Source organism: Burkholderia sp. Bp9004, assembly GCF_003858025.1.
Lineage (GTDB): Bacteria > Pseudomonadota > Gammaproteobacteria > Burkholderiales > Burkholderiaceae > Burkholderia > Burkholderia diffusa.
The window spans coordinates 375,751-399,653 of sequence record NZ_QTQD01000002.1; the positions used below are offsets into that span (position 1 = coordinate 375,751).

Consider the following 23,903-nt stretch of genomic DNA (forward strand, 5'->3'; position numbering starts at 1 on the left):
GATGACGCTTCGAGGAATCGTCTGGCTCGCGATCCTGTTCGCGATCGCCGCGGCACTCGCCACCGTCGGCCGTTTCGACGCGGGGCAGGTGCTGCTCGTCTATCCGCCGTACCGGGTCGACGTGTCGCTGAACCTGTTCGTGATCTCCATCGTCGTGTTGTTCATCGTCGTGTACGCGCTGCTGCGTATCGTGCGCAACATCTGGCGCATGCCGCAGCGGGTCGCCGCATATCGTGCGCGTTCGCGCAACGAGAAGGCTCAGGCGTCGCTGCGCGATGCGATCGCGAACCTGTACGCGGGCCGCTTCTCGCGCGCCGAGAAGGCCGCGCGCGACGCGCTCGCGGTCGATGCGAACCAGGGCGCCGCAAGTCTCGTCGCGGCGACCGCCGCGCACCGGATGCACGAGTACACGCGCCGCGACGACTGGCTGTCGAAGGTCGACGCGCCGGAATGGCAGGATGCGCGGCTGCTCGCCGCCGCCGACATGCGCGCGGATGCACGCGATGCCGATGGTGCGCTCGCCGCGCTGGCCGACCTGCAGGCGGGCGGCAAGCGCATCCATGCGCAGCAGGTCGCCCTGCGCGCGCAGCAGCAGTTGAAGAACTGGGCCGAGGTGCTGAAGCTCGCGAAGGCGCTCGAGAAGCGCGAGGCGCTGCATCCGGCTGCGGCCGTGCGGCTGCGCCAGCAGGCGGCGGAGAATCTGCTGCGCGAACGCCGGCATGACCCGGACGCGCTGCTCGAGGTGTGGCAGTCGCTGTCGCCGCTCGAGCGCCAGTCGCCGCGCCTGGCCGATCTCGCGGCCGACCTGCTGGTGACGCTCGAGCGCCGCACCGAAGCGCGCCGCATCGTCGAGGACGCGCTTGCGCACAACTGGGATGCGCGCCTGCTGCGCCGCTATCCGGATACGGCCGGCGGCGATGCGTTGCCGCTGATCCAGAAGGCCGAAGGGTGGAAGAAGGATCACCCGGACGATGCCGACCTGCTGTTCGCGCTCGGCCGTCTCTGCCAGCAGCAGCAGCTGTGGGGCAAGGCGCAGTCGTTCCTCGAAGCCGCGTTGAAGCAGGCCGACAACGAGGCGCTGAAGGTGCGTGCGCACCGCGCGCTCGCACGCCTGTTCGAGCATCTTGGCGAAACCGACAAGGCGGCGAAGCACTACCGCGAAAGCGCGCTCGCGATCACCGTGGTCTGACGCGGCGGCGCTTGCCCGCCGCGCGTAAAAAAGCCCCGAACGCCAACCGGCCTTCGGGGCTTTTTCATGCATTGCCCTGCGGCAGGCACGTCGTCACGTGCCGCGTCACTTGTCGACGAGCCGCTTCGGCACCGACAGCGCGAGCAGCCCGCCGAGCACGAGGAACCCGGCGAGCATGTACATGCCTGCGTCGTTGGCGCCCGTCGCCTGCTTGAGCCAGCCCATCAAGTACGGGCTCAGGAAGCCCGCGAGGTTGCCGATCGAGTTGATCATCGCGATGCCCGCTGCGGCTGCCGCACCGCCGAGGAACGCGGTCGGCAGGCTCCAGAACAGCGGCAGCGTCGTCAGGATGCCCATCGTCGCGAGCGTGAGGCCGAGCATCGCGAGCGCCGTCTGGTGCGCCCATATCACCGACAGCACGAGCCCGAGCGCGCCGAACGCGGCCGGAATCGCAAGGTGCCAGCGTCGTTCGCGCCGCTTGTCCGCGCTGCGCGCGATCAGAATCATCGCGACCACCGCCGCCGCATACGGAACCGCCGACAGCAGGCCGATCATGAAGGTGTCGGTCACGCCGGTCGCCTTGATGATCGTCGGCAGCCAGAAGCCGACGCCGTACAGTCCCATCACGAACGAGAAGTAGATGAGCGCCATCAGCCATACGCGCGGGCTCGCCATTACCGCGCCGAGCGGCAGGTCTTCCTTGGTCGCTTCCTCCGCGTCGACGTTGCGCGCGAGCAGCGCCTTTTCGTCGTCGGTGAGCCATTTGGCCTTCGCGATCCGGTCGTCGAGCGCGAAGAATACGAGCACGCCGGCCAGCACCGACGGGATCCCTTCAAGCAGGAACAGCCATTGCCAGCCGTGCCAGCCGCTCACGCCGTTGAACGCCTTCAGGATGAAGCCGGAGAGCGGCCCGCCGATCACGCCGGACAAGGCGACTGCCGTCATGAAGAACGTCGTCATCCGGCCGCGTCGGTGCGCGGGATACCAGTAGGTGAGGTACAGGATCACGCCGGGGAAGAAGCCGGCTTCGGCGACGCCGAGCAGGAAGCGCATCACGTAGAACATCGCGGGCGTCGTGACGAACATCGTCAGGATCGAGATCACGCCCCACGTCGCCATGATGCGCGCGATCCAGACGCGCGCGCCGACCTTGTGCAGGATGATGTTGCTCGGCACTTCGAACAGGAAGTAGCCGAAGAAGAAGATCCCGGCGCCGAGCCCGTAGACCGTGTCGCTGAGATTCAGGTCGCTCGCCATCTGCAGCTTCGCGAAGCCGACGTTCACGCGGTCGAGATACGCGACCACGTAGCACAGCAGCAGGAGCGGCGTGAGCCGCCAGGACACCTTGCGGTAGGTTGCTTCCTCGAATGCGCCGGACGAGCCCGGCAGCGACTGCGTCGATGTTGCCATGTTGTCTCCAGTTCTTGTCGTTGTCCGGAGCCGGCGCGTCGGCGCCCGATCCGGTCGTGCGAAGCAATGATGACGCTTGGATGCGGCGCCGGCCGGCGATGCCGGTGCGCGCAATTACGGCGGTGCGGCTAGATGCAGCGCCCGCCGTCGACTTCAAGGCAGACGCCGGTGATGAACTCGGCTTCGTCGGACGCGAGGTACAGCGCCGCGTTCGCGATGTCCTGCGGCGTCGAGAAGCGGCCGAGCGGAATCGTCGCCAGGAACCGGCGGCGATTCTCCGGTGTGTCCTCGCAGCCCATGAACTCGGTCATCAGGCCCGTTTCGCCGAGCACCGGGTTGATGCAGTTCACGCGGATCCGGTCGGCGCCGAGCTCGGCCGCGAGCGACTTGCTCGCGGTGATCATCGCGCCCTTCGTGCTGTTGTACCAGACGAGGCCCGGGCGCGGCCGCACGCCGGCCGTCGACGCGACGTTCACGAACACGCCGCCGCCCTGGGCGCGGAAATACGGCACGAACGTCTGCACGCTCCAGAACAGGCTCTTCATGTTGACGGCATACACGCGGTCGAACTCGGCTTCCGTCACGTCGAGGACCGGCTTGTTGCGGTGCGTGGTGCCGGCGTTGTTCACGACGATCTGCACCGAATGGAAATCGTCGAGCGCGGCCTGGAGCAGTGCGCGCCAGTCGGTGTCCTTCGACACGTCGCCCGCGACCGCGATCGCCTTGCCGCCCGCCAGCGCGATCTCGCTCGCGACGCGCTCGGCCGCCGCGCCGTTCAGGTCGTTGACGACGACGTTCGCGCCTTCCCGTGCATAGGTCTTCGCGATTCCCTCGCCGAAGCCTGAACCGCCGCCCGTGACGATGGCCGTCTTGCCGCTCAGCCGCATGATGTGTCTCCTGTGTTGGAATCGTGCGTGGTATTTCGGTGCGCGGCCGGTCGTGGCCGGCCGCGTGTGTCTGGTTCAGCCGTGCCGGATCGCGATCGTCTTCAGCGCGGTGAAGCCGTATAGCGCCTCGAAGCCTTTCTCGCGACCATGCCCCGAGTGGCCGACGCCGCCGAACGGCAGCTCGACGCCGCCGCCCGCTCCGTAGTTGTTGACGAATACCTGCCCCGCGCGCAGGCGGCGCGCGAGACGCAGCTGGCGTGCGCCGTCGCGGGTCCAGATGCCCGCGACGAGGCCGTACTGCGTGCCGTTCGCGAGCGCAATCGCTTCGTCTTCGTCGACGAAACGCATTGCGGCGAGCACCGGGCCGAACACTTCCTCCTGCGCGAGGCGGTGCGACGGCGGCACGTCGCGCAGCAGCGCGGGGGCCTGGTAGAAGCCGCTTTCGGGCGCCTCGGCGACGACCTGGCCGTGCGCGGCCATCGGAATGCCGTCGTGCTGCGCGTCGGAGAGGAAATCCCACACGCGCTGTTGCTGCTTCGCGTTGATCAGCGGGCCGCAGTCGAGATCCGCGCGGCTCGGGCCGACCCGCAGCCCGTTGAAGGCGGTGGCGAGCCGTTCGACGAGCGGCTCGTAGACCGCGCGCTCGATCAGCACGCGGCTGCCGGCCGAGCAGGTCTGCCCGCCGTTCTGCACGATCGCCGACACGAGCACGGGCAGCGCCGCGTCGAGATCGGCGTCGGCGAACACGATCTGCGGCGACTTGCCGCCGAGCTCGAGCGTGACGGGGACATGGTTCTCCGCGGCCATCTGCGTGACCAGCTTGCCGGTCGCGGGCGAGCCGGTGAACGAGATGTGGTCGATGCCGGGATGGCGCGCAAGCGCGGCGCCCGCTTCATGGCCGTACCCGGTGACGACGTTCAGCGCACCGGAGGGCAGCCCGGCTTCGGCGGCCAGCTCGGCCACGCGCAGCACGGACAGGCACGCATCCTCGGCCGGCTTCACGACGCATGCGTTGCCGGCCGCGAGCGCCGCGCCGACGCTGCGCCCGAAGATCTGCATCGGGTAGTTCCACGGCACGATGTGGCCGGTGACGCCGTGCGGCTCGCGCACCGTCAGCACCGTGTATCCGGCCTGATAGGGGAGGGTCTCGCCGTGCAGCTTGTCGGCGGCGCCCGCGTAGAACTCGAAGTAGCGTGCGAGCGCGGCGGCGTCGGCACGCGCCTGCTTCAACGGCTTGCCGGTGTCGCGCGCCTCGATCGCGGCGAGTTCCTCGAGGTGGTCGGCGACGCGCGCGGACAGCCGCATCAGCACGCGGCCGCGCTCGGCGGCGCTCGCCGCGCCCCACGGGCCCGAGAACGCGTCGCGGGCCGCCGCGACCGCGCGCTCGATGTCGGGCGCGGTGCCGCGCGCGATCGTTGCGAATGGCTGGCCGTCGGATGGGTCGACGACCGGAATCGTCTCCAGTTGCGCGGGCAACGTCCATTCGCCCGCGATGAAGTGCTTCGCCTCTTCCATGCCTGCTCCTGTCGACCCGAGTTAGCGCTTTAGCGCTTACTCGGGTCCCATGCTTCGCGGTCGACCCAAGTTAGCCCTTTAGCGCTTACTCGGGTCCCATGCTTCGCGGTCGATCCGAGTTAGCGCTTCAGTACTTACTCGGGTCCCATGCTTCGCGGTCGATCGGACTTGGCGTTTCAGCGCTTGGTCCGGTCCCATGCAAATCTGTCGGTGCTTCAGCGGTTCCCGGATTCCATGAACGTCGCCCGTGGTTCGGCGGCCGGACATCCGGAACGATTATCGCGCCGATCGTCATCCGGACGCCACCGGTCGATTGGCTATAATGGCGCATTCCCTGCGGGGACGCCCGCGGCGGTGCATCGGCCGCGGCGCCCTGTCCTGAATTCCCATCGACCAACAGAGAGCGCTATGAGCTTCAATCATGTTCCGGCCGGCAAGGACCTGCCGCACGATTTCAACGTGATCATCGAGATCCCCGCGCAAAGCGATCCGGTGAAGTACGAGGCGGACAAGGAGCTGGGTCTCCTCGTCGTCGACCGCTTCATCGGCACGGGCATGCGCTACCCGGTGAACTACGGCTACATCCCGCAGACGCTGTCGGGCGACGGCGATCCGGTCGACGTGCTGGTGATCACGCCGTTCCCGCTGCTGGCCGGCTCGATCGTGCGTTCGCGCGTGCTCGGCATGCTGCAGATGACCGACGAGTCGGGCGTCGACGCTAAGCTCGTCGCCGTGCCGCACGACAAGGTCTGCCCGATGACGGCGAACCTGAAGTCGATCGACGACGTGCCCGAGTACCTGAAGGACCAGATCAAGCACTTCTTCGAGCAATACAAGGCGCTCGAGAAGGGCAAGTGGGTGAAGGTCGAAGGCTGGGCCGGCATCGACGCCGCGCACAAGGAAATCGCCGACGGCGCCGCGAACTACAAGAAGTAAGCCGGCAGGCCGGCCTCGCGGCCGGTTCGTTCGGAACGCAAGCCGCGCGTGTCTCCTCAGGAGGCCGCGCGGTTTTGTTTTGCGCGCGGGATGGCGTGTGCGAGGGTTTTCTTGCGCGCCGCAGCGGGCTGGGCGCCCGCACTTGCCGCAGTCTTCGCACGTTTCGCTTCCGTTGCGCGGCGTGCGGGGGCAACGGGGGCAACGGGGGCAACGGGGGGCGCGACGGCCTCGATGATTTCGGCGGCGCCCCTCCTTGCCGACGAACGCCCGCGCGCCGGGGCGGAAGCAGGGGCGGCGCGTCCGTCCGCGGCGGGCTTGCCGCCGGTTGCCGCCGCTTTCCGTTTCGGCGATGCGTTCGTGACCGGCTTGCCCCGTTTTGCCGGTGTGCCGCGCGAGGCGGTCTTTTTCCCTTCCGTATCGTCGGCGATCCTGGCACGTTTCAAGGCGACCGGCGAGGCTTTTGCCGACGTTGGTGCCGTTGCGGCTCGTGCGTGCTTCGGGGTTTTCGCGGCCCCGGGCATTTTTCCGGTAGTTCCGCTCTTCGCGGCTTTATCGCGAGCCTCTTTGGTTTCGGCCAGCTCGTTCGCAATGTCGGCGCGCTTCACCTTCTTCCTTCCGCGTGTGCCGTCCTGCGGCTCGGCGGCGTCGACGTTTCCGTCGAGCGACATCCCGGCCGGCAATACCGATTCGAGCGTCCTGATCCCGGCCGCCAGCTCGCGTTTCTGCGCGGCCGTGAGCCGCTTCACCCAGTACTCGGCGCGCGATGCAATCGAACGGTCGGGTAGCGGGAACGATGCGAGCACGGCGCGCGGCTTGCGCGAGCGCGTATAGCGCGCGCCCTTGCCGGACGCATGCTCGTCGAAGCGCGCGGCGACGTCGGTCGTGATACCCGTGTAGACGCTGTCATCGGCGCACTCGATCAGATACAGAAACCAGGACATGGGAAGGCGGCGGGATGCGAAGCCGTCAGTGTCTCAGAAATGGCGTGCGTCAACGCCACCGATCGCCGTGACCGTCGCGCAAGCGGCTCGTCGGCTGGATGAAGATTGCGCTGCAGCCGGGCGAGGCGCGCACCGTCAGCATCGCGGTGCCGGCGCAGCGCTTCGCGGTCCGGGATGCGAATGCGCACGCGTGGCGGATCGGTGCAGGCCGTTACGGGCTGTCGGCGGCCGCGTCGTCGCGCGACCCGCGAGCGGTGTCGCAGACGGTGACGCACGTCGCGCACTGAAGAGGACGGGCAGATGGTCGCTGTGCCGGTGTGCCGATGCTACCCGGCGCCCCGCCGAAACGGATCGTGTTCGCGCAGCTCGTCGACGTACGCGTGGATATGCTCGGTCTCGCGTTCGAGAAAGCGCGCGACCGCATCGGAGAACGCCGGATGCGCGAGCCAGTGCGCGGAATGCGTGACGGTCGGCAGGAAGCCGCGCGCGAGCTTGTGCTCGCCCTGCGCACCGCCCTCGAACGTGTCGAGCCCGGCCTCGATGCAGAACTCGAGCAACTGGTAGTAGGCAGTTTCGAAATGCAGGCAGGGCACGTGTTCGAGCGCGCCCCAGTAGCGGCCGTACAGCGTGCCGCCGATGCCGTTCGCGCCGCGCCGGTACACGGCGAGCGAGCTCGCGATCGGCTTGCCGTCGGCCTCGGCGATCACGAGCAGCAGGTTCTCCGGCATCGTCGCGCCGATCGCGCGGAAGAAGTCGAGGTTCAGGTACGGGCTCGAATAGTGCTCGCGGTAGGTCTGCCGGTAGCAGCGCGTGAAGAAGCGCCAGTCGGCGTCGGTGATCTGCTCGCCGGTGAGCCGCCGGAACGTGACACCGGCATCGCGCACCTTGCGCCGTTCCGCGCGGATGTTCTTGCGCTTCTTCTGCTCGAGCGTGCCGAGGAAGTCGTCGAAGTCGCGATAGCCGTCGTTGAGCCAGTGGAACTGCACGCCTTCGCGCAGCATCATCCCCATCGACTCGAGCAGCCGCGCTTCGTCGCCGGTCGGGAACAGCACGTGCAGCGACGACACGTCGCTCTGCTCGGCGAACGCCAGCAGCGTGGCCGCGAGCCGGCGGCGTGCGTCGTCGTCGGCGGCGAGCAGGCGCGTGCCCTGCACGGGCGTGAACGGCACCGCGCACAGCAGCTTCGGGTAATAGGGCAGGTCGTTGCGCTGGTACGCGTCGGCCCACGCCCAGTCGAACACGTATTCTCCGTACGAATGCTGTTTCGCGTAGACGGGGGCGGCGGCCGCGAGCCGGCCCGTGCGCGCGTCGGTCAACGTGACGAAGTGCGGCGACCAGCCGGTGTCGTCGACCGCGCAGCGCGCGACGTGCAGCGCGTCGAGGAATTCGTGGCGCAGGAACGGCGTCGGCTGCGCGTCGCGCTCGAGCAGCGCGTTCCATTCGTCGGCCGGCACCTCCGCGGGGGACGACAGGATGCCCGTGCGATAATCGATGCGTTCGTGTTTCAAGCGTGAATCCGTACTGTTGGATGCCGCCGGATGCGTGCCGCCGTGGCCCGCGTCCGGGACGATTTCGTCAGCCGTTCAGGGCGCGCCACCGGGCTGCGCCAATCCCGTCATGAAGACCCGACTCGCTCTCGCCCAGATCAACGTCACCGTCGGCGATTTCGCCGGCAACGTCGCGCGGATCGTCGCTGCCGCCCGCGCCGCGCACAACGATGGTGCGCACCTGATGATCGCGCCCGAACTCGCGCTGTCCGGCTACCCGCCGGAAGACCTGCTGCTGCGGCCCGCGTTCTACACGGCGGCGGCCGCCGCGCTCGACACGCTCGCCGATGCGCTGCGCGCGTTCGACGGGCTCGCGGTGCTGGTCGGCCATCCGTTGCGGAGCGCAGGCGGCGATGCGTCGGGCGGCGATCCGCACGCGCCAGCCGTCGATGGTAATGCAAACCGCCCGATCGAGCGCGGCGTGCCGCCGACCGACACCTACAACGCGGTGTCGCTGATCGTCGGCGGCGAGATCGTCGGTACGTACCGCAAGCAGGATCTGCCGAACGCAGACGTATTCGACGAGAAGCGCTACTTCGCGACGGACACCGAGCCGCTCGTGTTCGAGCTCAACGGCGTCAGATACGGCGTGATCATCTGCGAGGACGCCTGGCATGCGTCGGCCGCACAGATCGCGAAGGCTGCGGGCGCGCAGGTGCTGCTGATCCCGAACGGTTCCCCGTACCACATGAACAAGGAAGCGCTGCGCATCGACATCCTGCGCGCGCGGATCCGCGAAACCGGGCTGCCGATGGTGTACGTGAACCTCGTCGGGGGCCAGGACGAGCTCGTGTTCGACGGCGGCTCGTTCGTGCTCGACGCGCAGGGCGCGCTCGTCGCGAAGATGCCGCAGTTCGACGAAGGGCACGCGATCGTCGAATTCGACGGGCCGCGCCCGCTGCCCGGCGCGATCGCGCCCGAGCTGCCGGTCGACGCGCAGGTCTATCGCGCGCTCGTGACCGGCGTGCGCGACTACATCGGCAAGAATGGTTTTCCCGGTGTGCTGATCGGGCTGTCGGGCGGCGTCGATTCGGCGCTGGTGCTCGCGGTCGCCTGCGACGCGCTCGGGCCGGAGCGCGTGCGCGCGGTGATGATGCCGTCGCGCTACACGGCCGACATCTCGACCACCGACGCGGCGGAGATGGCGCGGCGCGTCGGCGTGCGTTACGACGAGATCGCGATCGCACCGATGTTCGACGCGTTCCGTGCGGCGCTCGCGGGCGAATTCGCGGGCCGCGCGGAGGACGCGACGGAAGAGAACATCCAGGCGCGCATCCGCGGCACGCTGCTGATGGCGCTGTCGAACAAGTTCGGCTCGATCGTGTTGACGACCGGCAACAAGAGCGAGATGGCGGTCGGCTACTGCACGCTGTACGGCGACATGGCCGGCGGCTTCGCGGTGATCAAGGACATCGCGAAAACGCTGGTCTACCGGCTGTGCCGCTATCGCAACGCAACGACAGACTACGAACTGCGCGACGTGATTCCCGAGCGGATCCTGACGCGCGCGCCGTCGGCCGAGCTGCGCGAGAACCAGACGGACCAGGACAGCCTGCCGCCGTACGACGTGCTCGACGCGATCATGCGGATGTACATGGAGGAGGACCGGCCGCTTGCGGAGATCGTCGCGGCCGGCTATGCGGAGGCCGACGTCGCGCGCGTGACGCGGCTCATCAAGATCAACGAATACAAGCGCCGCCAGGCGCCGATCGGTATTCGCGTCACGCATCGCGCATTCGGGCGCGACTGGCGCTATCCGATCACGTCACGCTTTACCGAACGTCTCGACTGAGCCGTGCTGGGCCGTACGCGGCCGGCCGGCTTACAATCGGGATCGCGATTTTGCATCCAAACGAGCATTGAGGGACAACCATCATGAAACGCATCACCGCCATCATCAAGCCGTTCAAGCTGGACGAAGTCCGCGAAGCGCTCGCCGAAGTGGGCCTCACCGGCCTGACCGTGACGGAAGTGAAAGGCTTTGGCCGCCAGAAAGGGCACACCGAGCTGTATCGCGGCGCCGAATACGTGGTCGACTTCCTGCCGAAGATGAAGATCGAGGTGGTCGTCGCGGAAGCGCAGGTCGACCAGGTGATCGATGCGGTGATCGGCGCGGCGCGCACGGGCAAGATCGGCGACGGCAAGATCTTCGTGTCGGACGTCGAGCGCGTGATCCGCATCCGCACCGGCGAAGAGAACGAAGCGGCGGTCTGAGCGCCGCATCGGGCCGTGGATCGCTCGATCCCGGCTCGCCAATAAAAAACGGTGCGGATACCCGGGTGGGTACCGCACCGATACGCGCCTCTCGCAGCAGCGTGGAAAGTGTTGTCGAATCGTTCTCTGGACGGCGCCTGATCAGAACAGGTGCTGGATGCCGGCGTAGACGCCGGTCTGGCTGCCGCCCGGATGCGGGTTGCCCGTCGAGACGGCCGTGCCGGCGCCGTTCGCGTTCAGGCCGAAGTTGGCCGTCGAGCTGTTGCGCACCGTCGCGACCTGCACGTCGAACAGCGTGCGCTTCGAAATGTTGTACGAGCCGCCGACCGTGTAGATGTTCGCGTTGCCGCCGCCGTGGTTGGCGTTCACGTGGTACACGGCCGCGATCAGCGCTGCCGCCGGCGTTGCCTGCCACGTCACGCCACCCCAGACCTGCTGGGTGCCGGTGATGCCGTTGTTGACGGCCGGGCCGCCGCTGCCGTCCGCGTGCGACGACTGGTAGGCCGCCTGCACCTTGAACTGGCCGAGGAACACGTTCACGCCCGCGAAGTATTCACGCGAGTAATTGAACACGTCCGAGAAGCGGCCGTTGCTGTCGCGCGTTTCGTCGTAGATGCCGCGCAACTGGAACAGCGAGTTCGTGTAGGTAACCTGCGCGCCGGCTGCACGACCCGGCTGGCCGGCCGTCGTGTTGCCGTTGAAGCTGGTCGAGTTCGAGAACGCGAACTGGCCGTAGAAGTCGAAGCCGTAGAACTGCGGCGACTGGTACGACACGTTGTTGCTGGTCTTGTTCCAGTTGCGGCCGCGCACGAGCGATGCCGACGACCAGCTCGACTGGCCCAGCGGATCGAAGTCCCACACGCCGTTGGCGATCGCGAGTTCGCGACCCAGCAGCAGCGTACCGTAGCGGTCGTTCGAGATGCCGACGGTCGCGAAACGATCCCAGATCGAGCCGCTGAAGCCGCCCGTCATCGTGTTGAACGCGCCTTCGAGGTGGAACAGGACTTTGTTGCCGCCACCGATGTCCTCGCTGCCCTTCAAGCCCCACAGGCTCGTGCCCCAGTCGCCGCTTTCCGCGCGCACTTGGTGGCCGTTTTGCAGGCCGTTCAAGTACTCGATGCCGGCATCCAGACGGCCATACAGCGTGACGCTGCTCTGCGCGTGCGCCGTAACCACCCCAGCAGCCATCAGCGCGGCCGCGACCAAAGCTTTCTTCATCATCTCCTCCATACCCTGTCAAAAAGTCAACCCAGACTGCACGAGATGCCCGGAGCAGCGAGCGCCGGGCAAAAGCGAAAAGCGGGATAACCAGGGAGACCTCGTGCAGGGCCGGTAAGCGCGGCACGCGGGCAAGCGGACGGAAAACCGTTGAGCGGTCCCGCGCGGCCGGGTCGGCTTGCGGGGTCTCCTTGTTGTGTCGTGAAGCTAAACTACATTTCACGAACTTCGTTTTGCTACTTTGGTTACTAATTTAGCAAAAATACAATTTTGTGGCGACGGAAATCGTTGTTTGACTAACACGTGTCGCCAATTTGCCATGCAACACGGTGCGCGGCGGGCATCGCGGAGCCTGTCGATTACCGGAAAACCCTTGTCCGGCAAGGCAGACATGGATTCCGCGGCGATGGGTCAAGGATTGCCACTATTGACGTTGCCGGAGCGCGAGCGTAAGCGCGGAAGCGACAAAATTGGTAAGTATTTCGTAATAAGTAGGCGGCGGCCTGCTGCCGCCGGCGTGATGCCGGAAACGGTTGGGCGGCAGGGTGGCAGCGCCCGTCGTACAAGCGTTTCCGACTCAACCGTGCTCGGGCCGTGCGGCGAGCAATTGCGCGCGAAGCCATCGGTGCGCGTCGCTGCGCGCGTGCTTCGCGTGCGAGTAGACCTTCACCGTGTAGCGCGGGATCTCGAACGGCGCGGGGAAGATGCGGATCGGCGCCGCGTGGCGCAGCGCCTGCGCGGCACGGTTCGGCACCGTCATCAGGAGTGCCGATTCCGCGATCACGAACGGTGCGGCCAGCACGCTCGGCAACTGCACGGCGACCTGCCGTGCGAGGCCGAGCCGGTCGAGCACGTAGTCGATGACGCCGCGCGACTCGTTCCACGGCGTGACGACCACGTGGCGTGCCGCGAGGTACTGGTCGAGCGTCAGTCGCCGGTGGATGTCCGGATGCGTGGCGCTCGCGATCACGACGTAGTCGTCCGAGACCCAGTCGAAATCCTCGATACCCGGCGCGTCGGCGGCCGACTCCTCGTGATAGCCGAGCGCGAAGTCGATCCGGCCGGCCGCGAGTTCGTCGATCGAAATCTTGCGGTCGGAGTGGACGACGCGGATCCGCAGCCGCGGCGCGACCTGCTCGATGCGCGCGAGCAACGCCGGCAGCACGGCGAATGCCGTGTAGTCGCTCGCGGCGAACACGAACGTGCGGTCACTTTGCGCGGGATCGAAGCGGCGTGCGCGGGCGAGCCCCCTCGACATCGTGTCGAGCGCATCGCCGGCCCAGGTGGCGATGTCGTCGGCGCGCACGGTCGGCTGCATCTCGTTGCCGAGCCGCACGAACAGCGCATCGCCGATCGCGTCGCGCAGCCGGGCGAGCGCGTGGCTCAGCGCGGACGGGCTCATCGCCAGCTCGTGCGCGGCCTCGGCGACCGACCGGTGGCGGTACAGCGCGTCGAACGCGAGCAGCAGGTTCAGGTCGAGACGGCGCAGGTCGGGATGCATCATGTTCATGTATGGATGAAGAAACTGCACTTCCTGCAGTTGAGCCGTGAACGTAGCATGTCGATCTGTCCGACGCCAGGCGCGCTTGCGCGGGTGCCGCATTCCGTTTTCAGTCCGGGCCGAAGGAGGGCTCCCCACCGTGCAAATCGACATTCGTTCCGCCACCGTCGCCGACGTGCCGCAAATCCTGCGTTTCATCACCGAGCTGGCCATCTACGAGAAGGCGGAGCATGAAGTGGTCGCGACGCCCGCGTCGCTCGAGCGCAGCCTGTTCGGCGAAGGGTCGCCCGCGCGCGCGCTGATTTGCGAGGTCGACGGCGAACCGGCCGGCTTCGCCGTGTATTTCTTCTCGTATTCGACCTGGCTCGCCCGGCAGGGGCTCTATCTCGAGGATCTGTACGTGTCGCCGCGCTTTCGCGGCGCGGGTGCCGGGCTGCGGCTGCTGAAGGCGCTCGCGCGCATCGCCGTGGACACCGGATGCGGGCGCTTCGAATGGAGCGTGCTCGACTGGAACGAGCCGGCGATCCGTTTCTACGAGAGCGTCGGCGCCGCGCCGCAGAGCGAATGGGTGCGTTACCGGCTCGCGGGCGATGAACTGCGCGCGTTCGCCGACAGCGAACCGGTGAGCGCCGCGTAAACGCAAAACGGGCGCCGCGCGGCGAACCGCGAGCGCCCGTTCGCGTGTCGCGCGTTACTTGAGGCTACCCGACAGGAACCCGCGCAGGCGTTCGCTCTTCGGGTTGCCGAACACCTCGGACGGCACGCCTTCTTCCTCGACGCGCCCCTGGTGGAGGAACATCACGTGATTCGACACGTTGCGCGCGAAGCCCATCTCGTGCGTGACGACGATCATCGTGCGGCCTTCCTCGGCCAGCTTCTGCATCACCTTCAGCACTTCACCGACCAGTTCCGGGTCGAGCGCCGACGTGGGCTCGTCGAACAGCATGACGTCCGGATGCATCGCCAGCGCGCGCGCGATCGCGACACGCTGCTGCTGCCCGCCCGACAGGTGCGACGGATACTGCTTCTCGACGCGCGGCGCGAGGCCGACCTTTTCGAGATACTCGCGCGCACGGTCTTCGGCTTCCTTCTTCGGGATGCCGAGCACGTTGACGGGCGCTTCCATCACGTTCTCGATCACGTTCATGTGCGACCAGAGATTGAAATGCTGGAACACCATCGACAGCTTGGTGCGCACGCGCTGCAGCTGCTTCGAATCGGCCGCGCGCAGCGCGCCCGTCTTGTCCGGCGTGGTGCGCACTTCCTCGCCGTCGACGATGATGCGGCCCGCGTTCGGCTGCTCGAGGAAGTTGATACAGCGCAGCATCGTGCTCTTGCCGGAACCGGACGAGCCGATCACGCTGATCACGTCGCCCGAGTTCGCTTTCAGCGACACGCCCTTGAGCACCTCGTTGTCGCCGTACCGCTTGTGCAGATCGTCGACGAAAAGCTTCTGAGTCTGGGAATTCATCAATAGTCCTGCGAAAACTTACTTGCCTTGCGGGCGCAGATACGCGAGCCAGCGACGCTCGGCCTGGCGGAACAGCCACACGAGCGTGAACGAGATCACGAGATAGAGCAGGGCGGCGATGCCGAAGGCATGGAACGACATGTAGGTCGCCGAGTTCACGTCGCGCGCGATCTTCAGGATGTCCGGCACGGTCGCGGTGAACGCGACGGTGGTCGCGTGCAGCATCAGGATCACTTCGTTGCTGTACAGCGGCAGCGCGCGGCGCAGCGCCGACGGCAGGATCACGCGGCGATACATCGTGAACGGCGTCATCCCGTATGCGCGCGCGGCTTCGATCTCGCCGTATGACGTCGCCTTGATCGCGCCCGCGAAGATCTCGGTGGTGTACGCGCAGGTGTTCAGCGTGAACGCGAGCAGTGTGCAGTGCATCCCGTCGCGGAAGAACGCGTCGAGTAGCGGCGTGCCGCGCACGACCTGCAGGCTGTAGAGGCCGGTGTAGCAGAGCAGCAATTGCACGTACAGCGGTGTGCCGCGGAACACGTACGTGTAGAGCCACACGGCGCTCGACAGCCACTTCCTTTTCGACACGCGGGCCACCGCGAGCGGCACCGACAGGCAGAAGCCGAGGCCGATCGACACGACCAGCAGCCACAGCGTGATTGCGACGCCGGTGATCCGGAAGCCGTCGGTGTAGAGGTAGTTGCGCCAGTATTCTTGGATGAGTTCGATCATAGGTCAGCCTTGCGGACACCGGTCGAGTAGCGCTTTTCGAGCCACATCAGCACGAAGTTCGAGATCGTCGTGATGGCGAGGTAGACCGCTCCCGCGATCAGCGTGAAGAAGAAGAACCGCAGCGTGCCCTTGCCGGCGTCCTGCGACGCCTTCACGACGTCCGCGAGGCCGATGATCGACACCAGTGCGGTCGACTTCACGAGCACCTGCCAGTTGTTGCCGATGCCCGGCAGCGCGAAGCGCATCATCTGCGGGAACATGATCCGCGTGAACACCTGCCAGTTGGTCATCCCGTATGCGCTGCCGGCCTCGAGCTGGCCGCGCGGCACTGACAGGAACGCGCCCCGGAAGGTCTCGGTGAAGTACGCGCCGTAGATGAAGCCGAGCACGAGCACGCCGGCGAGGAACGGGTCGATGTCGATCTGGTCCCAGCCGAGTGCATCGGTCGCCATGTTCAGCCAGATCTGCAGGCTGTAGAACAGCAGCAGCATCAGCACGAGGTCGGGCACGCCGCGGATCAGCGTGGTGTAGACGGTGCCGGCGCCGTGCGTGAAGCGGTTGCGCGACAGCTTCGCGCCCGCGCCGAGCAGGCCCAGCAGGAACGAGAGCGCGAGCGAAAGCACCGCCAGTTTGACGGTTTGCCAGGTGCCTGCGAGGATCAGCGGGCCGTAGCCTTGTAGAAACATATGTGGTCCCTGGTGTGGTCCCGGACGGCGCACGCGGTGCGCCGCGAAAGACGCGCCCGCCAAGCTGCGCGGAACGCCCCGTGCGTATCATGTCCGTCCGCCCCCGGCAACGGTGCCGGGCCAGCCCGTCGCGGGGAGCGGCGGGCGAGGCGCGGGCGGCGCGTGGTTGACTGCCTGTACTGCCGGACGCGGGGCGCCCCCGCATCCGCTTCCCGTCATTGTCGGCGCTCAGCGAGCCGAGTAGACGCTGAACGAGAAATACTTGCGCGACAGCCGGTCGTACGTGCCGTCCTTGTGCATGTCGGCCAGCGCCTTGTTGATCTTGAGCTTCAGGTCCGTGTCTTCCTTGCGCAGGCCGATCGCGGTGCCGTCGCCGATCGTCTTCGGATCCTTCACTTCCGGACCGGCGAACGCGAAGCCCTTGCCGCGCGGCGTGCGCAGGAAGCCGTAGTCGGCCTGCAGTTCATCCTGCAGCGTCGCGTCGAGGCGGCCCGAGCCGAGATCGGCATAGACCTGGTCCTGGTTCTGGTAAGGAATGATCGTCACGCCTTGCGGTTCCCAGTACGCCTTCGCGTAGGATTCCTGCGTCGAACCTTGCTCGACGCCGACGTGCTTGCCCTTGAGCGACGCGACCGTCGGCAGCAGCGGCGAGCCGGCCTTCGCGATCATCCGCGCGGGTGCGTCGTACACCTTGTCGGAGAAGTCAATCTGCTCGCGACGCTTGTCCGTGACGGTCAGCGACGACACGATGACGTCGTACTTCTTCGCCTTCAGCGCGGGAATGATCCCGTCGAGATCCTGCGCGACCCACACGCACTTCACGTTGATGCGCTTGCAGATTTCCTTGGTGAGATCGACGTCGAAACCGACGATCTCGCCGCTCGGCGCGGTCGACTCGAACGGCGGGTAGCTGGCGTCGACACCGATCCGCACGGTCTTCCACTCTTTCGCGAAGGCGCTGCCCGCCACGAGGGCGAGGGCGGCGCACAGGGCGGCCTTCTTCATTTCCATCCTTTTGTCGCTCACTTCCGGGAGGGCGCTCGCGGCCGGTCGGGCCGGGCGCCGCGGCGTATTCTAGACGGCCAAAATTCGTGTTTCGGCGCGCTGGCAACGGCGCTCGCCGGACGGGCGAACGCCAAAAGGGCGGTATTTTACCCGAACGCGATACCCGGAAAACGGCAATCCGGCGTGACCGATGGATTCTTCGATCCGCTCGTTGCGGCAATCGTGGTATTCGCAACGAGCATTGCGTCGATTGGTTTCGTGAGTGCAACGATGCGGTGCGCGGACGGCGGATTGTGGCGCGCTTGGTGCGCCCCTACAGTGCAGGTAAACCCGAAGAAAGAATGTCTGCCCTGCCGGAGTGCCCGCCCCATGTTCCAGATCCGCCGCGCCGCCGACCGCTGCCACACGCGCCAAGGCTGGCTCGAGTCGAGTCACAGCTTTCCGCTTGTCGGTCACGCCGAGGCCGCGCATCCGCCGTTCGGCGCGCTGCGCGTGCTGAGCGAGGACCGGATCGCGCCGACGCGCGGCTTCGGGATGCAGCCGCGCCGCGACCTCGAAATCGTCACCTACGTGCTGGACGGCGCGCTCGCGCATCGCGACAGCCTTGGCAACGGGGCCATCGTGCGGGCCGGCGGCATCCAGCGGATGAGCGCCGGCACGGGGCTCATGCACAGTGAAACGAATGCGTCGCGCGACCGGGTGCTGCATCTGCTGCAGATCTGGCTGCAGCCGGCCGAGCGCGGCGGGCGGCCCGGTTACGCTCAACGGCGTTTCGCCGACGACGAGAAGCGCGGCCGCCTGCGGCTCGTCGCGTCTGCGGACGGCGGCGACGGCGCGCTGTCGATCGGTGCGGATGCGCGGATCTTCGTGGGGCTGCTTGACGGCGACGAGGAGGCGGCAATCGGCGTGCCGGCCGGACGCGGCACTTATGTGCACGTCGCGCGCGGCGACGTGGAAGTCAACGGCCACGCGCTGGCCGCGGGCGACGGCGCGCGGATCGCCGGGGTGGACGCGGTCGCGTTCGCACGCGGCCGGGCGGCCGAGGTGCTGCTGTTCGACGTCGCCTGAAACGAAACAGGGGACGCGGGCCGAGTACCCGCGTCCCCTGCGATGCCGCCCGGGGAGGCGGCCCGCCGGCTTACTGCACCGGCGCCGACGCGGCCTTGGCCGCGCGGTGCTGCTGCCAGCGTTCCTTCATCGTCTCGTGACGCTGATCCATCCGCGCGAACTGCTGCTTCAGCGCGGTGCTGACCGTCGTTTTCTGCTGGTCGTTCAGTCCGTTGTAGAACGCGAGCCAGGCGGCCGAACTCTGCTCGCGCAGCTGCGCATTCTGCTGCTCGGCCTGCTGGCGGGCGGCGTGCATCGCGTTCAGGTCGAGGATCGGCTGATTCTGCTGCGCCTTGAATTGCTCGCGCATCTGCTCGTGGCTCTTGCGCATCGCCTCATGGTTCTGCTTCATCGTGTTGACGGCCGTCTGCCATTGCTGCTCCTGCGATGCATTGAGCTTCAGCTGATCGTGCAGCTTCATGATCACGCCGAACGGGCCGCCGTCATGGCCGCCGTGCATCTGATGCATGCCGGGGCCGCCCGGCGGCGGCATGTCGGTGGGCTGCGCGGCATGCGCGGTGCCGAATGCGAGAGCGAGCACGGTGGCGGCCGCAATGGCCACGCGGGAAGTGTTCTTATACATTTCAGAAACTCCTGTATCCAAAGGGTCCGGCGATGCGGTGCGCGGGTGACGCGTGTGCCGCATCCGGTAAGACGCAGGTTAGCGGCGCGTGCCCCGGCGGGTGTTACGTGGGGTGGCTGCCGGGTTACGGTGCATTACAGTTCCCTTGCGTCGTAACCCGCAGTAACCCTTTCGTTCCTTTGAACCGTTCTTCGACTCCGCGCTCGCGCGGTAAACTTCGAGCCATGACTACCCAGATCCTCATCGTCGACGACGACCAAGAACTCCGTGACCTGCTGCGCGACTATCTCGTGCGCCAGGGGATGGAAGTGTCCGTGCTGCACGACGCGGCGACGCTCGAGAAGCGTCTCGAGCGCGAGCGGCCCGACCTGATCGTGCTGGACCTGATGATGCCCGGCGTGGACGGCCTGACCGCGCTGCGCCAGCTGCGCGCGGCCGGCGACGACATCCCCGTGATCATGCTGACGGCGCGCGCGGACGACGTCGACCGCATCGTCGGGCTCGAACTCGGCGCGGACGACTACCTCGGCAAGCCGTTCAACCCGCGCGAGCTGCTCGCGCGCGTCCAGGCCGTGCTGCGCCGCCGCCGGGCGACGCCGTCGGCGGCGGCGCCCGAGCAGCGCGAGCCGTTCGCGTTCGGCCGCTTCGTGCTCGACTTCCAGGGGCGCACGCTGTCGGTCGACGGCAAGCCGGCGACGCTGTCGAGCAGCGAATTCGCGCTGCTGAAGATCTTCGTGAACCACTCGCTGCGCACGCTCACGCGCGAGCGGTTGCTCGAGCTGCTGCACGGGCCCGAGTACGACGGCACCGACCGCGGCATCGACGTCCAGGTGTGGCGCCTGCGCCGCATCCTGGAAACGGATCCGTCGACGCCGCGCTTCATCCAGACGGTCCGCGGGCGCGGCTACGTGTTCGTGCCCGACGGCGAGGCCCATGCGCAAACCCATTGATTCACTGTTCGGACGGCTGGCGCTGCTGGTCGTCGGCGTGCTGCTCCTGTCGCACTTCGCGTGGTTCTTCGCGATGCGCCTCGAGCGCAGCCAGATGCAGACGCGTTACGCGGTCGAGGAGGCCGCCTTCCTCGTCGACGCCGTGCGCCAGCACGTCGAGCGCACGCCCGACCAGCCGCTGCCGTCACGGGTGCGGCTGGTGTCGCCGGACAGTCCCGACGTGCCGACGAGCGCAGGCTCGAACCTGCCGGCGCCGCTCAAGCGTTTCCGCGACGACGTGAGCGAGCGCATGCCGGCCGGCACCCGGGTCGAGATCGGCGCGCCGGGCCATCCGCCGGTGCTGTGGGTCAAGGAACCGACCGATCGCAACTGGATCGTGGTGCCGGTGCAGCCGCTGCGCCCGCCGCGCTCGCTCGACCGGATGCTGCTGTGGCTCGGCACGATCTTCTCGGCAGGCGTGATCGCCGCGCTGTTCGCGGCCTGGCAACTGCAGCAGCCGCTGCGCTCGCTGGCGCGCGCGGTCGCGCGCTTCGGCCGCGGCCAGCCGGTGCCGCCGCTGCGCGAGCGCGGCCCGCGCGAGCTGCGCCAGCTCACACACGGCTTCAACCAGATGGTGGAACAGGTGTCGCAGGCCGAGAGCGATCGCGCGGTGATGCTGGCCGGCGTCGCGCACGACCTGCGCACGCCGCTCGCGCGGATGCGCCTGCGCGCGGAAATGATGGACGACGCGCGGCTGCGCGACGGTGTGGTGCGCGATGTCGACTCGATGTCGCACATCGTCGACCAGTTCCTCGTGTTCGCGCACGGCGGGGCGGACCGCAGCGAGCCCGTGCCGGTCGACCAGACCTGCGAGCGGATCGCGCGCAGCTATCGCGCGGTCGCACCGAACGCGCCGGCGGTCCAGACGCATCTGGCCGCCGACGAAGGTTTCCGCCTGCCGACCGCGACGCTCGACCGGATCCTCTCGAACCTGCTGGACAATGCGCATGCGTACGGCGCGCCACCCGTGCTCGTCGAGACGGCGCGTACGCCGACGGGTTACGTGCTGTCGGTCAGCGACAGCGGCGGCGGGATCGCGCCGCGCGACCTCGCGGCCGCGACGCGGCCGTTCGTGCGGCTCGACCCGGCGCGCGGCGGCAATGGCCACAGCGGGCTCGGGCTCGCGATCGTCGAGCGGCTGGTGCTGAGGCTGGGCGGGGCGTGCGAGATCGGCAATCGTCCCGAGGGCGGCCTGCGCGTGGCGATGACGTTCCCGTTCGACGCGGTGCCGAAGGACGAACTGCACGCCCAGGCCGCATAAGCGGCGGATGCGGCGCCTGCCGGGCAGGCGCCGCGTGGCATCATTCGCCGAACAGCGTGCCGAGCGTCTCGGCGGCGTTGCTGTCGATGGTGTTGTAGGTCACGCTCGTGGCCTCGAAGATATAGACGGTCGTGTAGCGGCCAAGGCGCTCCAGAATCTCCTCCTGCAGCGATTCCGGCACGATGTTCATGTTCAGGTACCATGCCGTCGACGACAGCCGCGTCTGGAACGACCCATACTCCTGCATCAGCTCGTAGAACGCATCGGCATCCTGATCGCGGCAGACGATCACCAAGTTTCCTGCCATTCCCTTCCTCCCGCTGGTCGGTCGATCCCTGGCGGCTGTGGTCAACACCGACGCCAGGGGCTAGCCCCGATCATACCTGCTTCGCCGCAATCGTCCGCTGACGTCCGGCACGGTTTGCGTCCGCGTGCGGTTGGCGGGTTCCCGGCCGGCCCAGATCACGGCATAATTCGGGGCCTGCATGCCGGCCGGAGGACCGCGGTCGGGCTGCTCCGTATCCCACGCCTGTTGTTCGCCCGCGTGCCGGGCACGATCCGTGCGCCGTTCGCGCGTCGCGCGGCCCCGCGCCGGCCCCGGACGGTTGAACCTGAAATACAGGTTGGTGTAGTGTCGTGCCGTCGCGGCCCGACTCGCCGCGCCGGGAGCGCAGCCTGCACGCACGGCGCCTCGCGCCGGCGTCAGATCGTGAATCAATCGAATTACCGCGTCGAATTACCGCGCCCGTGCGCTTTGCCATGAATCAACATCGTCTGCCGGCTTCGTTCGGCCTTACCGGGGAGGGCGCCTGATGGACGTCGGATTCTTCAATCCGAACCGGACCGCCAACGCGTCCGCGTGGCGCGTTCTGCCGAACCGGTGGGACTTCATCGCGTTCCCGCTGATCATCTGCCTGATCGCGATGGCGGTCGTCGGCTTTCATGAAACGATGGCGCCGATCGGGACCCTTCAGACCCAGAAGATCTCGCTCGATCCGTCGAACCTGCCCGAATACGCGTTGCGCACCACGCTGCGGATGCTCGCCGCGATGGTCGCGTCGCTCGCGTTCACGCTGATCTACGGCACCCTCGCCGCGAAAAGCCGCCGCGCCGGCATGGTGCTGATCCCGATCCTCGACATCCTGCAGTCGGTGCCGGTGCTCGGCTTCATCTCGTTTACGGTGACGTTCTTCCTCGCGCTGTTCCCGAGCCGCGTGCTCGGCGCCGAACTGGCCGCGATCTTCGCGATCTTCACGAGCCAGGCGTGGAACATGACGTTCAGCTTCTACCAGTCGCTGCGCACGGTGCCGCGCGATCTGGACGAAGTGTCGCGCGGCTTCCACCTGACGTCGTGGCAGCGCTTCTGGAAGCTCGAGGTGCCGTTCTCGATGCCGGGACTGATCTGGAACATGATGATGTCGATGTCGGGCGGCTGGTTCTTCGTCGTCGCGTCGGAGGCCATCACCGTCGGCAACCAGACCATCACGCTGCCCGGGATCGGCGCGTATCTCGCCCAGGCGATCTCGGACAAGAACCTCGGTGCGATCGGCTGGGTGATCCTGACGATGACGGTGGTGATCCTGGCCTATGACCAGTTCCTGTTCCGCCCGCTGATCGCGTGGGCCGACAAGTTCCGGATGGAGAACACCGCGTCGGGCGACGCGCCGCAATCCTGGCTGCTCGACCTCGTGCGCCGTACGCGCCTGATCCATCAGCTGCTCGTGCCGGCCGGCTGGTTCTTCGCGAAGGCCGCGCGGATTCCGCTGCGTCTGCCGCTGTCGGGCGCGATGCGCTTCACGCTGCCCAAAGTCGAGAAGAAGGCATCGCGCACGGTCGACATCGCGTGGGCGGCGTTCTTGCTGCTCGGCACGGCCTATATCGTGTGGCGTGTCGTCAGCTTCGTGTCGACCGGCGTGACGATGGCCGAAGTCGGCCACGTGATCATGCTCGGGCTCATCACACTGCTGCGCGTGGTCGTGCTGATTTCGATCGCGTCCGTGATCTGGGTACCTGTCGGCGTGTGGGTCGGGCTGCGCCCGAAACTCGCCGAGAAGCTGCAGCCGCTCGCGCAGTTCCTCGCCGCGTTCCCGGCGAACCTGCTGTTCCCGGTGTTCGTGATCGTGATCGCGCGCTTCCATCTGAACGCCGATATCTGGCTGTCGCCGCTGATCGTGCTCGGCACCCAGTGGTATATCCTGTTCAACGTCATCGCGGGCGCGACGTCCTATCCGAACGACTATCGCGAAGCCGCGACGAACTTCCGGATCCGCGGCTGGCAGTGGTGGCGCCAGGCGATCCTGCCCGGCATCTTTCCGTATTACGTGACCGGCGCGATCACCGCATCGGGCGGCGCGTGGAACGCGAGCATCGTGTCGGAAGCGGTGCAGTGGGGCACGACCAGGATCGAGGCGCACGGCCTCGGCGCATATATCGCGCAGACCACCGCCGCCGGCGACTTTCCGAAGATCATTCTGGGCATCGCCGTGATGTCACTGTTCGTTACCCTGTTCAACCGCCTGCTGTGGCGCCCGCTGTATGCCTTCGCCGAAGCGAAGCTGCGGCTCGACTGAGACCGATTGAGAGCGAAACGCGATGCACAATCCGAATGCCATAAACGCCCCCGTCCAGACGTCCCAGCCGCCGCGCCTCGGTGAGGAAATCCTGCGCGTGGATCACGTCTGCCGCGGCTTCAACAAGACGCAGGGCGAACT

General features: G+C 67.3%; 22 protein-coding genes and 1 pseudogene. 10 read left to right on the forward strand and 13 right to left on the reverse strand.

Translation table 11 applies throughout. From position 1 onward, the window contains the following. The first annotated feature begins 1 nt into the window (after window position 1). Window positions 2-1,189, forward strand: coding sequence for a heme biosynthesis protein HemY (locus tag DIE08_RS03975; protein ID WP_124901057.1), 1,188 nt, complete (start codon window positions 2-4; stop codon window positions 1,187-1,189). A 105-nt stretch (window positions 1,190-1,294) separates the two neighbouring features. Here the strand turns inward: DIE08_RS03975 and DIE08_RS03980 are convergent, their stop codons facing one another. From DIE08_RS03980 to DIE08_RS03990, 3 genes are all read right to left on the reverse strand, one after another. Next, complete coding sequence (locus DIE08_RS03980; protein WP_059603727.1) at window positions 1,295-2,599, reverse strand: MFS transporter; 1,305 nt, start codon at window positions 2,597-2,599, stop codon at window positions 1,295-1,297. A gap of 128 nt (window positions 2,600-2,727) precedes the next feature. Then, entirely contained in the window at window positions 2,728-3,486 is a 759-nt protein-coding gene (locus DIE08_RS03985; protein ID WP_124901058.1) for an SDR family oxidoreductase, read from the reverse strand. Window positions 3,487-3,561: 75 nt separating this feature from the next. Continuing rightward, entirely contained in the window at window positions 3,562-5,001 is a 1,440-nt protein-coding gene (locus DIE08_RS03990; RefSeq protein WP_124901059.1) for an aldehyde dehydrogenase family protein, read from the reverse strand. Window positions 5,002-5,409: 408 nt separating this feature from the next. Between DIE08_RS03990 and ppa the strand changes: the two genes are divergently transcribed. Next, window positions 5,410-5,937: an inorganic diphosphatase gene (gene ppa, locus DIE08_RS03995; RefSeq protein ID WP_011885693.1), complete on the forward strand. Its 528-nt coding sequence runs from the start codon at window positions 5,410-5,412 to the stop codon at window positions 5,935-5,937. Window positions 5,938-5,993: 56 nt separating this feature from the next. Here the strand turns inward: ppa and DIE08_RS04000 are convergent, their stop codons facing one another. After that, a complete protein-coding gene (locus DIE08_RS04000; RefSeq protein WP_124901060.1) occupies window positions 5,994-6,878 on the reverse strand; it encodes a GIY-YIG nuclease family protein in 885 nt (294 codons plus the stop codon). 80 nt (window positions 6,879-6,958) lie between these two features. Here DIE08_RS04000 and DIE08_RS04005 point away from each other — a divergent pair. Then, window positions 6,959-7,165, forward strand: a pseudogene (locus tag DIE08_RS04005) (fibronectin type III-like domain-contianing protein); the annotation flags it as partial. Between the two features lie 39 nt (window positions 7,166-7,204). Here the strand turns inward: DIE08_RS04005 and DIE08_RS04010 are convergent. Then, window positions 7,205-8,386: a GNAT family N-acetyltransferase gene (locus tag DIE08_RS04010; protein WP_124621654.1), complete on the reverse strand. Its 1,182-nt coding sequence runs from the start codon at window positions 8,384-8,386 to the stop codon at window positions 7,205-7,207. Between the two features lie 109 nt (window positions 8,387-8,495). Here DIE08_RS04010 and DIE08_RS04015 point away from each other — a divergent pair, with 109 nt between their 5' ends. Together DIE08_RS04015 and DIE08_RS04020 are read left to right on the forward strand one after the other, a co-directional pair. Beyond that, the gene (locus DIE08_RS04015) at window positions 8,496-10,217 is read left to right on the forward strand and encodes an NAD+ synthase (RefSeq protein WP_124621656.1); all 1,722 of its coding nucleotides are present in this window, start codon (window positions 8,496-8,498) and stop codon (window positions 10,215-10,217) included. An 83-nt stretch (window positions 10,218-10,300) separates the two neighbouring features. Then, complete coding sequence (locus DIE08_RS04020) at window positions 10,301-10,639, forward strand: P-II family nitrogen regulator (RefSeq protein ID WP_006398637.1); 339 nt, start codon at window positions 10,301-10,303, stop codon at window positions 10,637-10,639. A 141-nt stretch (window positions 10,640-10,780) separates the two neighbouring features. On the opposite strand, the gene DIE08_RS04025 is transcribed toward DIE08_RS04020, so the two are convergent. Next, window positions 10,781-11,860, reverse strand: coding sequence for a porin (locus tag DIE08_RS04025; protein ID WP_059603994.1), 1,080 nt, complete (start codon window positions 11,858-11,860; stop codon window positions 10,781-10,783). A 574-nt stretch (window positions 11,861-12,434) separates the two neighbouring features. Continuing rightward, entirely contained in the window at window positions 12,435-13,361 is a 927-nt protein-coding gene (locus tag DIE08_RS04030) for a LysR family transcriptional regulator (protein WP_124901061.1), read from the reverse strand. Between the two features lie 136 nt (window positions 13,362-13,497). On the opposite strand from DIE08_RS04030, the gene DIE08_RS04035 reads away from it, so the two are divergent. Beyond that, on the forward strand, window positions 13,498-13,995 hold the full coding sequence (locus DIE08_RS04035; RefSeq protein WP_059603708.1) for a GNAT family N-acetyltransferase: 498 nt from the start codon (window positions 13,498-13,500) through the stop codon (window positions 13,993-13,995). 54 nt (window positions 13,996-14,049) lie between these two features. On the opposite strand, the gene DIE08_RS04040 is transcribed toward DIE08_RS04035, so the two are convergent. The 4 genes from DIE08_RS04040 to DIE08_RS04055 form a co-directional block, all read right to left on the reverse strand. Further along, a complete protein-coding gene (locus tag DIE08_RS04040) occupies window positions 14,050-14,829 on the reverse strand; it encodes an ABC transporter ATP-binding protein (protein WP_124901062.1) in 780 nt (259 codons plus the stop codon). Window positions 14,830-14,847: 18 nt separating this feature from the next. Further along, on the reverse strand, window positions 14,848-15,561 hold the full coding sequence (locus DIE08_RS04045; protein WP_124621664.1) for an ABC transporter permease: 714 nt from the start codon (window positions 15,559-15,561) through the stop codon (window positions 14,848-14,850). Beyond that, the gene (locus DIE08_RS04050; RefSeq protein WP_059603702.1) at window positions 15,558-16,247 is read right to left on the reverse strand and encodes an ABC transporter permease; all 690 of its coding nucleotides are present in this window, start codon (window positions 16,245-16,247) and stop codon (window positions 15,558-15,560) included. The genes DIE08_RS04045 and DIE08_RS04050 overlap by 4 nt, the downstream gene beginning before the upstream one ends. A gap of 228 nt (window positions 16,248-16,475) precedes the next feature. After that, entirely contained in the window at window positions 16,476-17,252 is a 777-nt protein-coding gene (locus DIE08_RS04055) for an ABC transporter substrate-binding protein (RefSeq protein ID WP_059603989.1), read from the reverse strand. A gap of 369 nt (window positions 17,253-17,621) precedes the next feature. Between DIE08_RS04055 and DIE08_RS04060 the strand changes: the two genes are divergently transcribed. Then, window positions 17,622-18,320 carry a pirin family protein gene (locus DIE08_RS04060; RefSeq protein WP_124901063.1) on the forward strand — a complete coding sequence of 233 codons (699 nt, stop codon included), beginning with the start codon at window positions 17,622-17,624 and terminating at the stop codon, window positions 18,318-18,320. Window positions 18,321-18,390: 70 nt separating this feature from the next. Here DIE08_RS04060 and DIE08_RS04065 read toward each other — a convergent pair whose 3' ends face one another. After that, window positions 18,391-18,942, reverse strand: a complete 552-nt coding sequence (locus tag DIE08_RS04065; RefSeq protein ID WP_124901064.1) for a Spy/CpxP family protein refolding chaperone — start codon at window positions 18,940-18,942, stop codon at window positions 18,391-18,393. Window positions 18,943-19,166: 224 nt separating this feature from the next. Between DIE08_RS04065 and DIE08_RS04070 the strand changes: the two genes are divergently transcribed. Both DIE08_RS04070 and DIE08_RS04075 read left to right on the forward strand, forming a co-directional pair. Next, window positions 19,167-19,892, forward strand: a complete 726-nt coding sequence (locus DIE08_RS04070; protein WP_059603692.1) for a response regulator — start codon at window positions 19,167-19,169, stop codon at window positions 19,890-19,892. Next, on the forward strand, window positions 19,876-21,192 hold the full coding sequence (locus DIE08_RS04075) for an ATP-binding protein (protein ID WP_124901065.1): 1,317 nt from the start codon (window positions 19,876-19,878) through the stop codon (window positions 21,190-21,192). Before DIE08_RS04070 ends, DIE08_RS04075 begins: the two co-directional genes overlap by 17 nt. A 40-nt stretch (window positions 21,193-21,232) precedes the next feature. Here DIE08_RS04075 and DIE08_RS04080 read toward each other — a convergent pair whose 3' ends face one another. Beyond that, window positions 21,233-21,499: a hypothetical protein gene (locus tag DIE08_RS04080; RefSeq protein WP_014896379.1), complete on the reverse strand. Its 267-nt coding sequence runs from the start codon at window positions 21,497-21,499 to the stop codon at window positions 21,233-21,235. 505 nt (window positions 21,500-22,004) lie between these two features. Between DIE08_RS04080 and DIE08_RS04085 the strand changes: the two genes are divergently transcribed. Then, window positions 22,005-23,762 (forward strand): ABC transporter permease subunit, encoded by a 1,758-nt coding sequence (locus DIE08_RS04085; RefSeq protein ID WP_124621670.1) that lies wholly within the window; start codon window positions 22,005-22,007, stop codon window positions 23,760-23,762. Window positions 23,763-23,903: the final 141 nt, after the last annotated feature.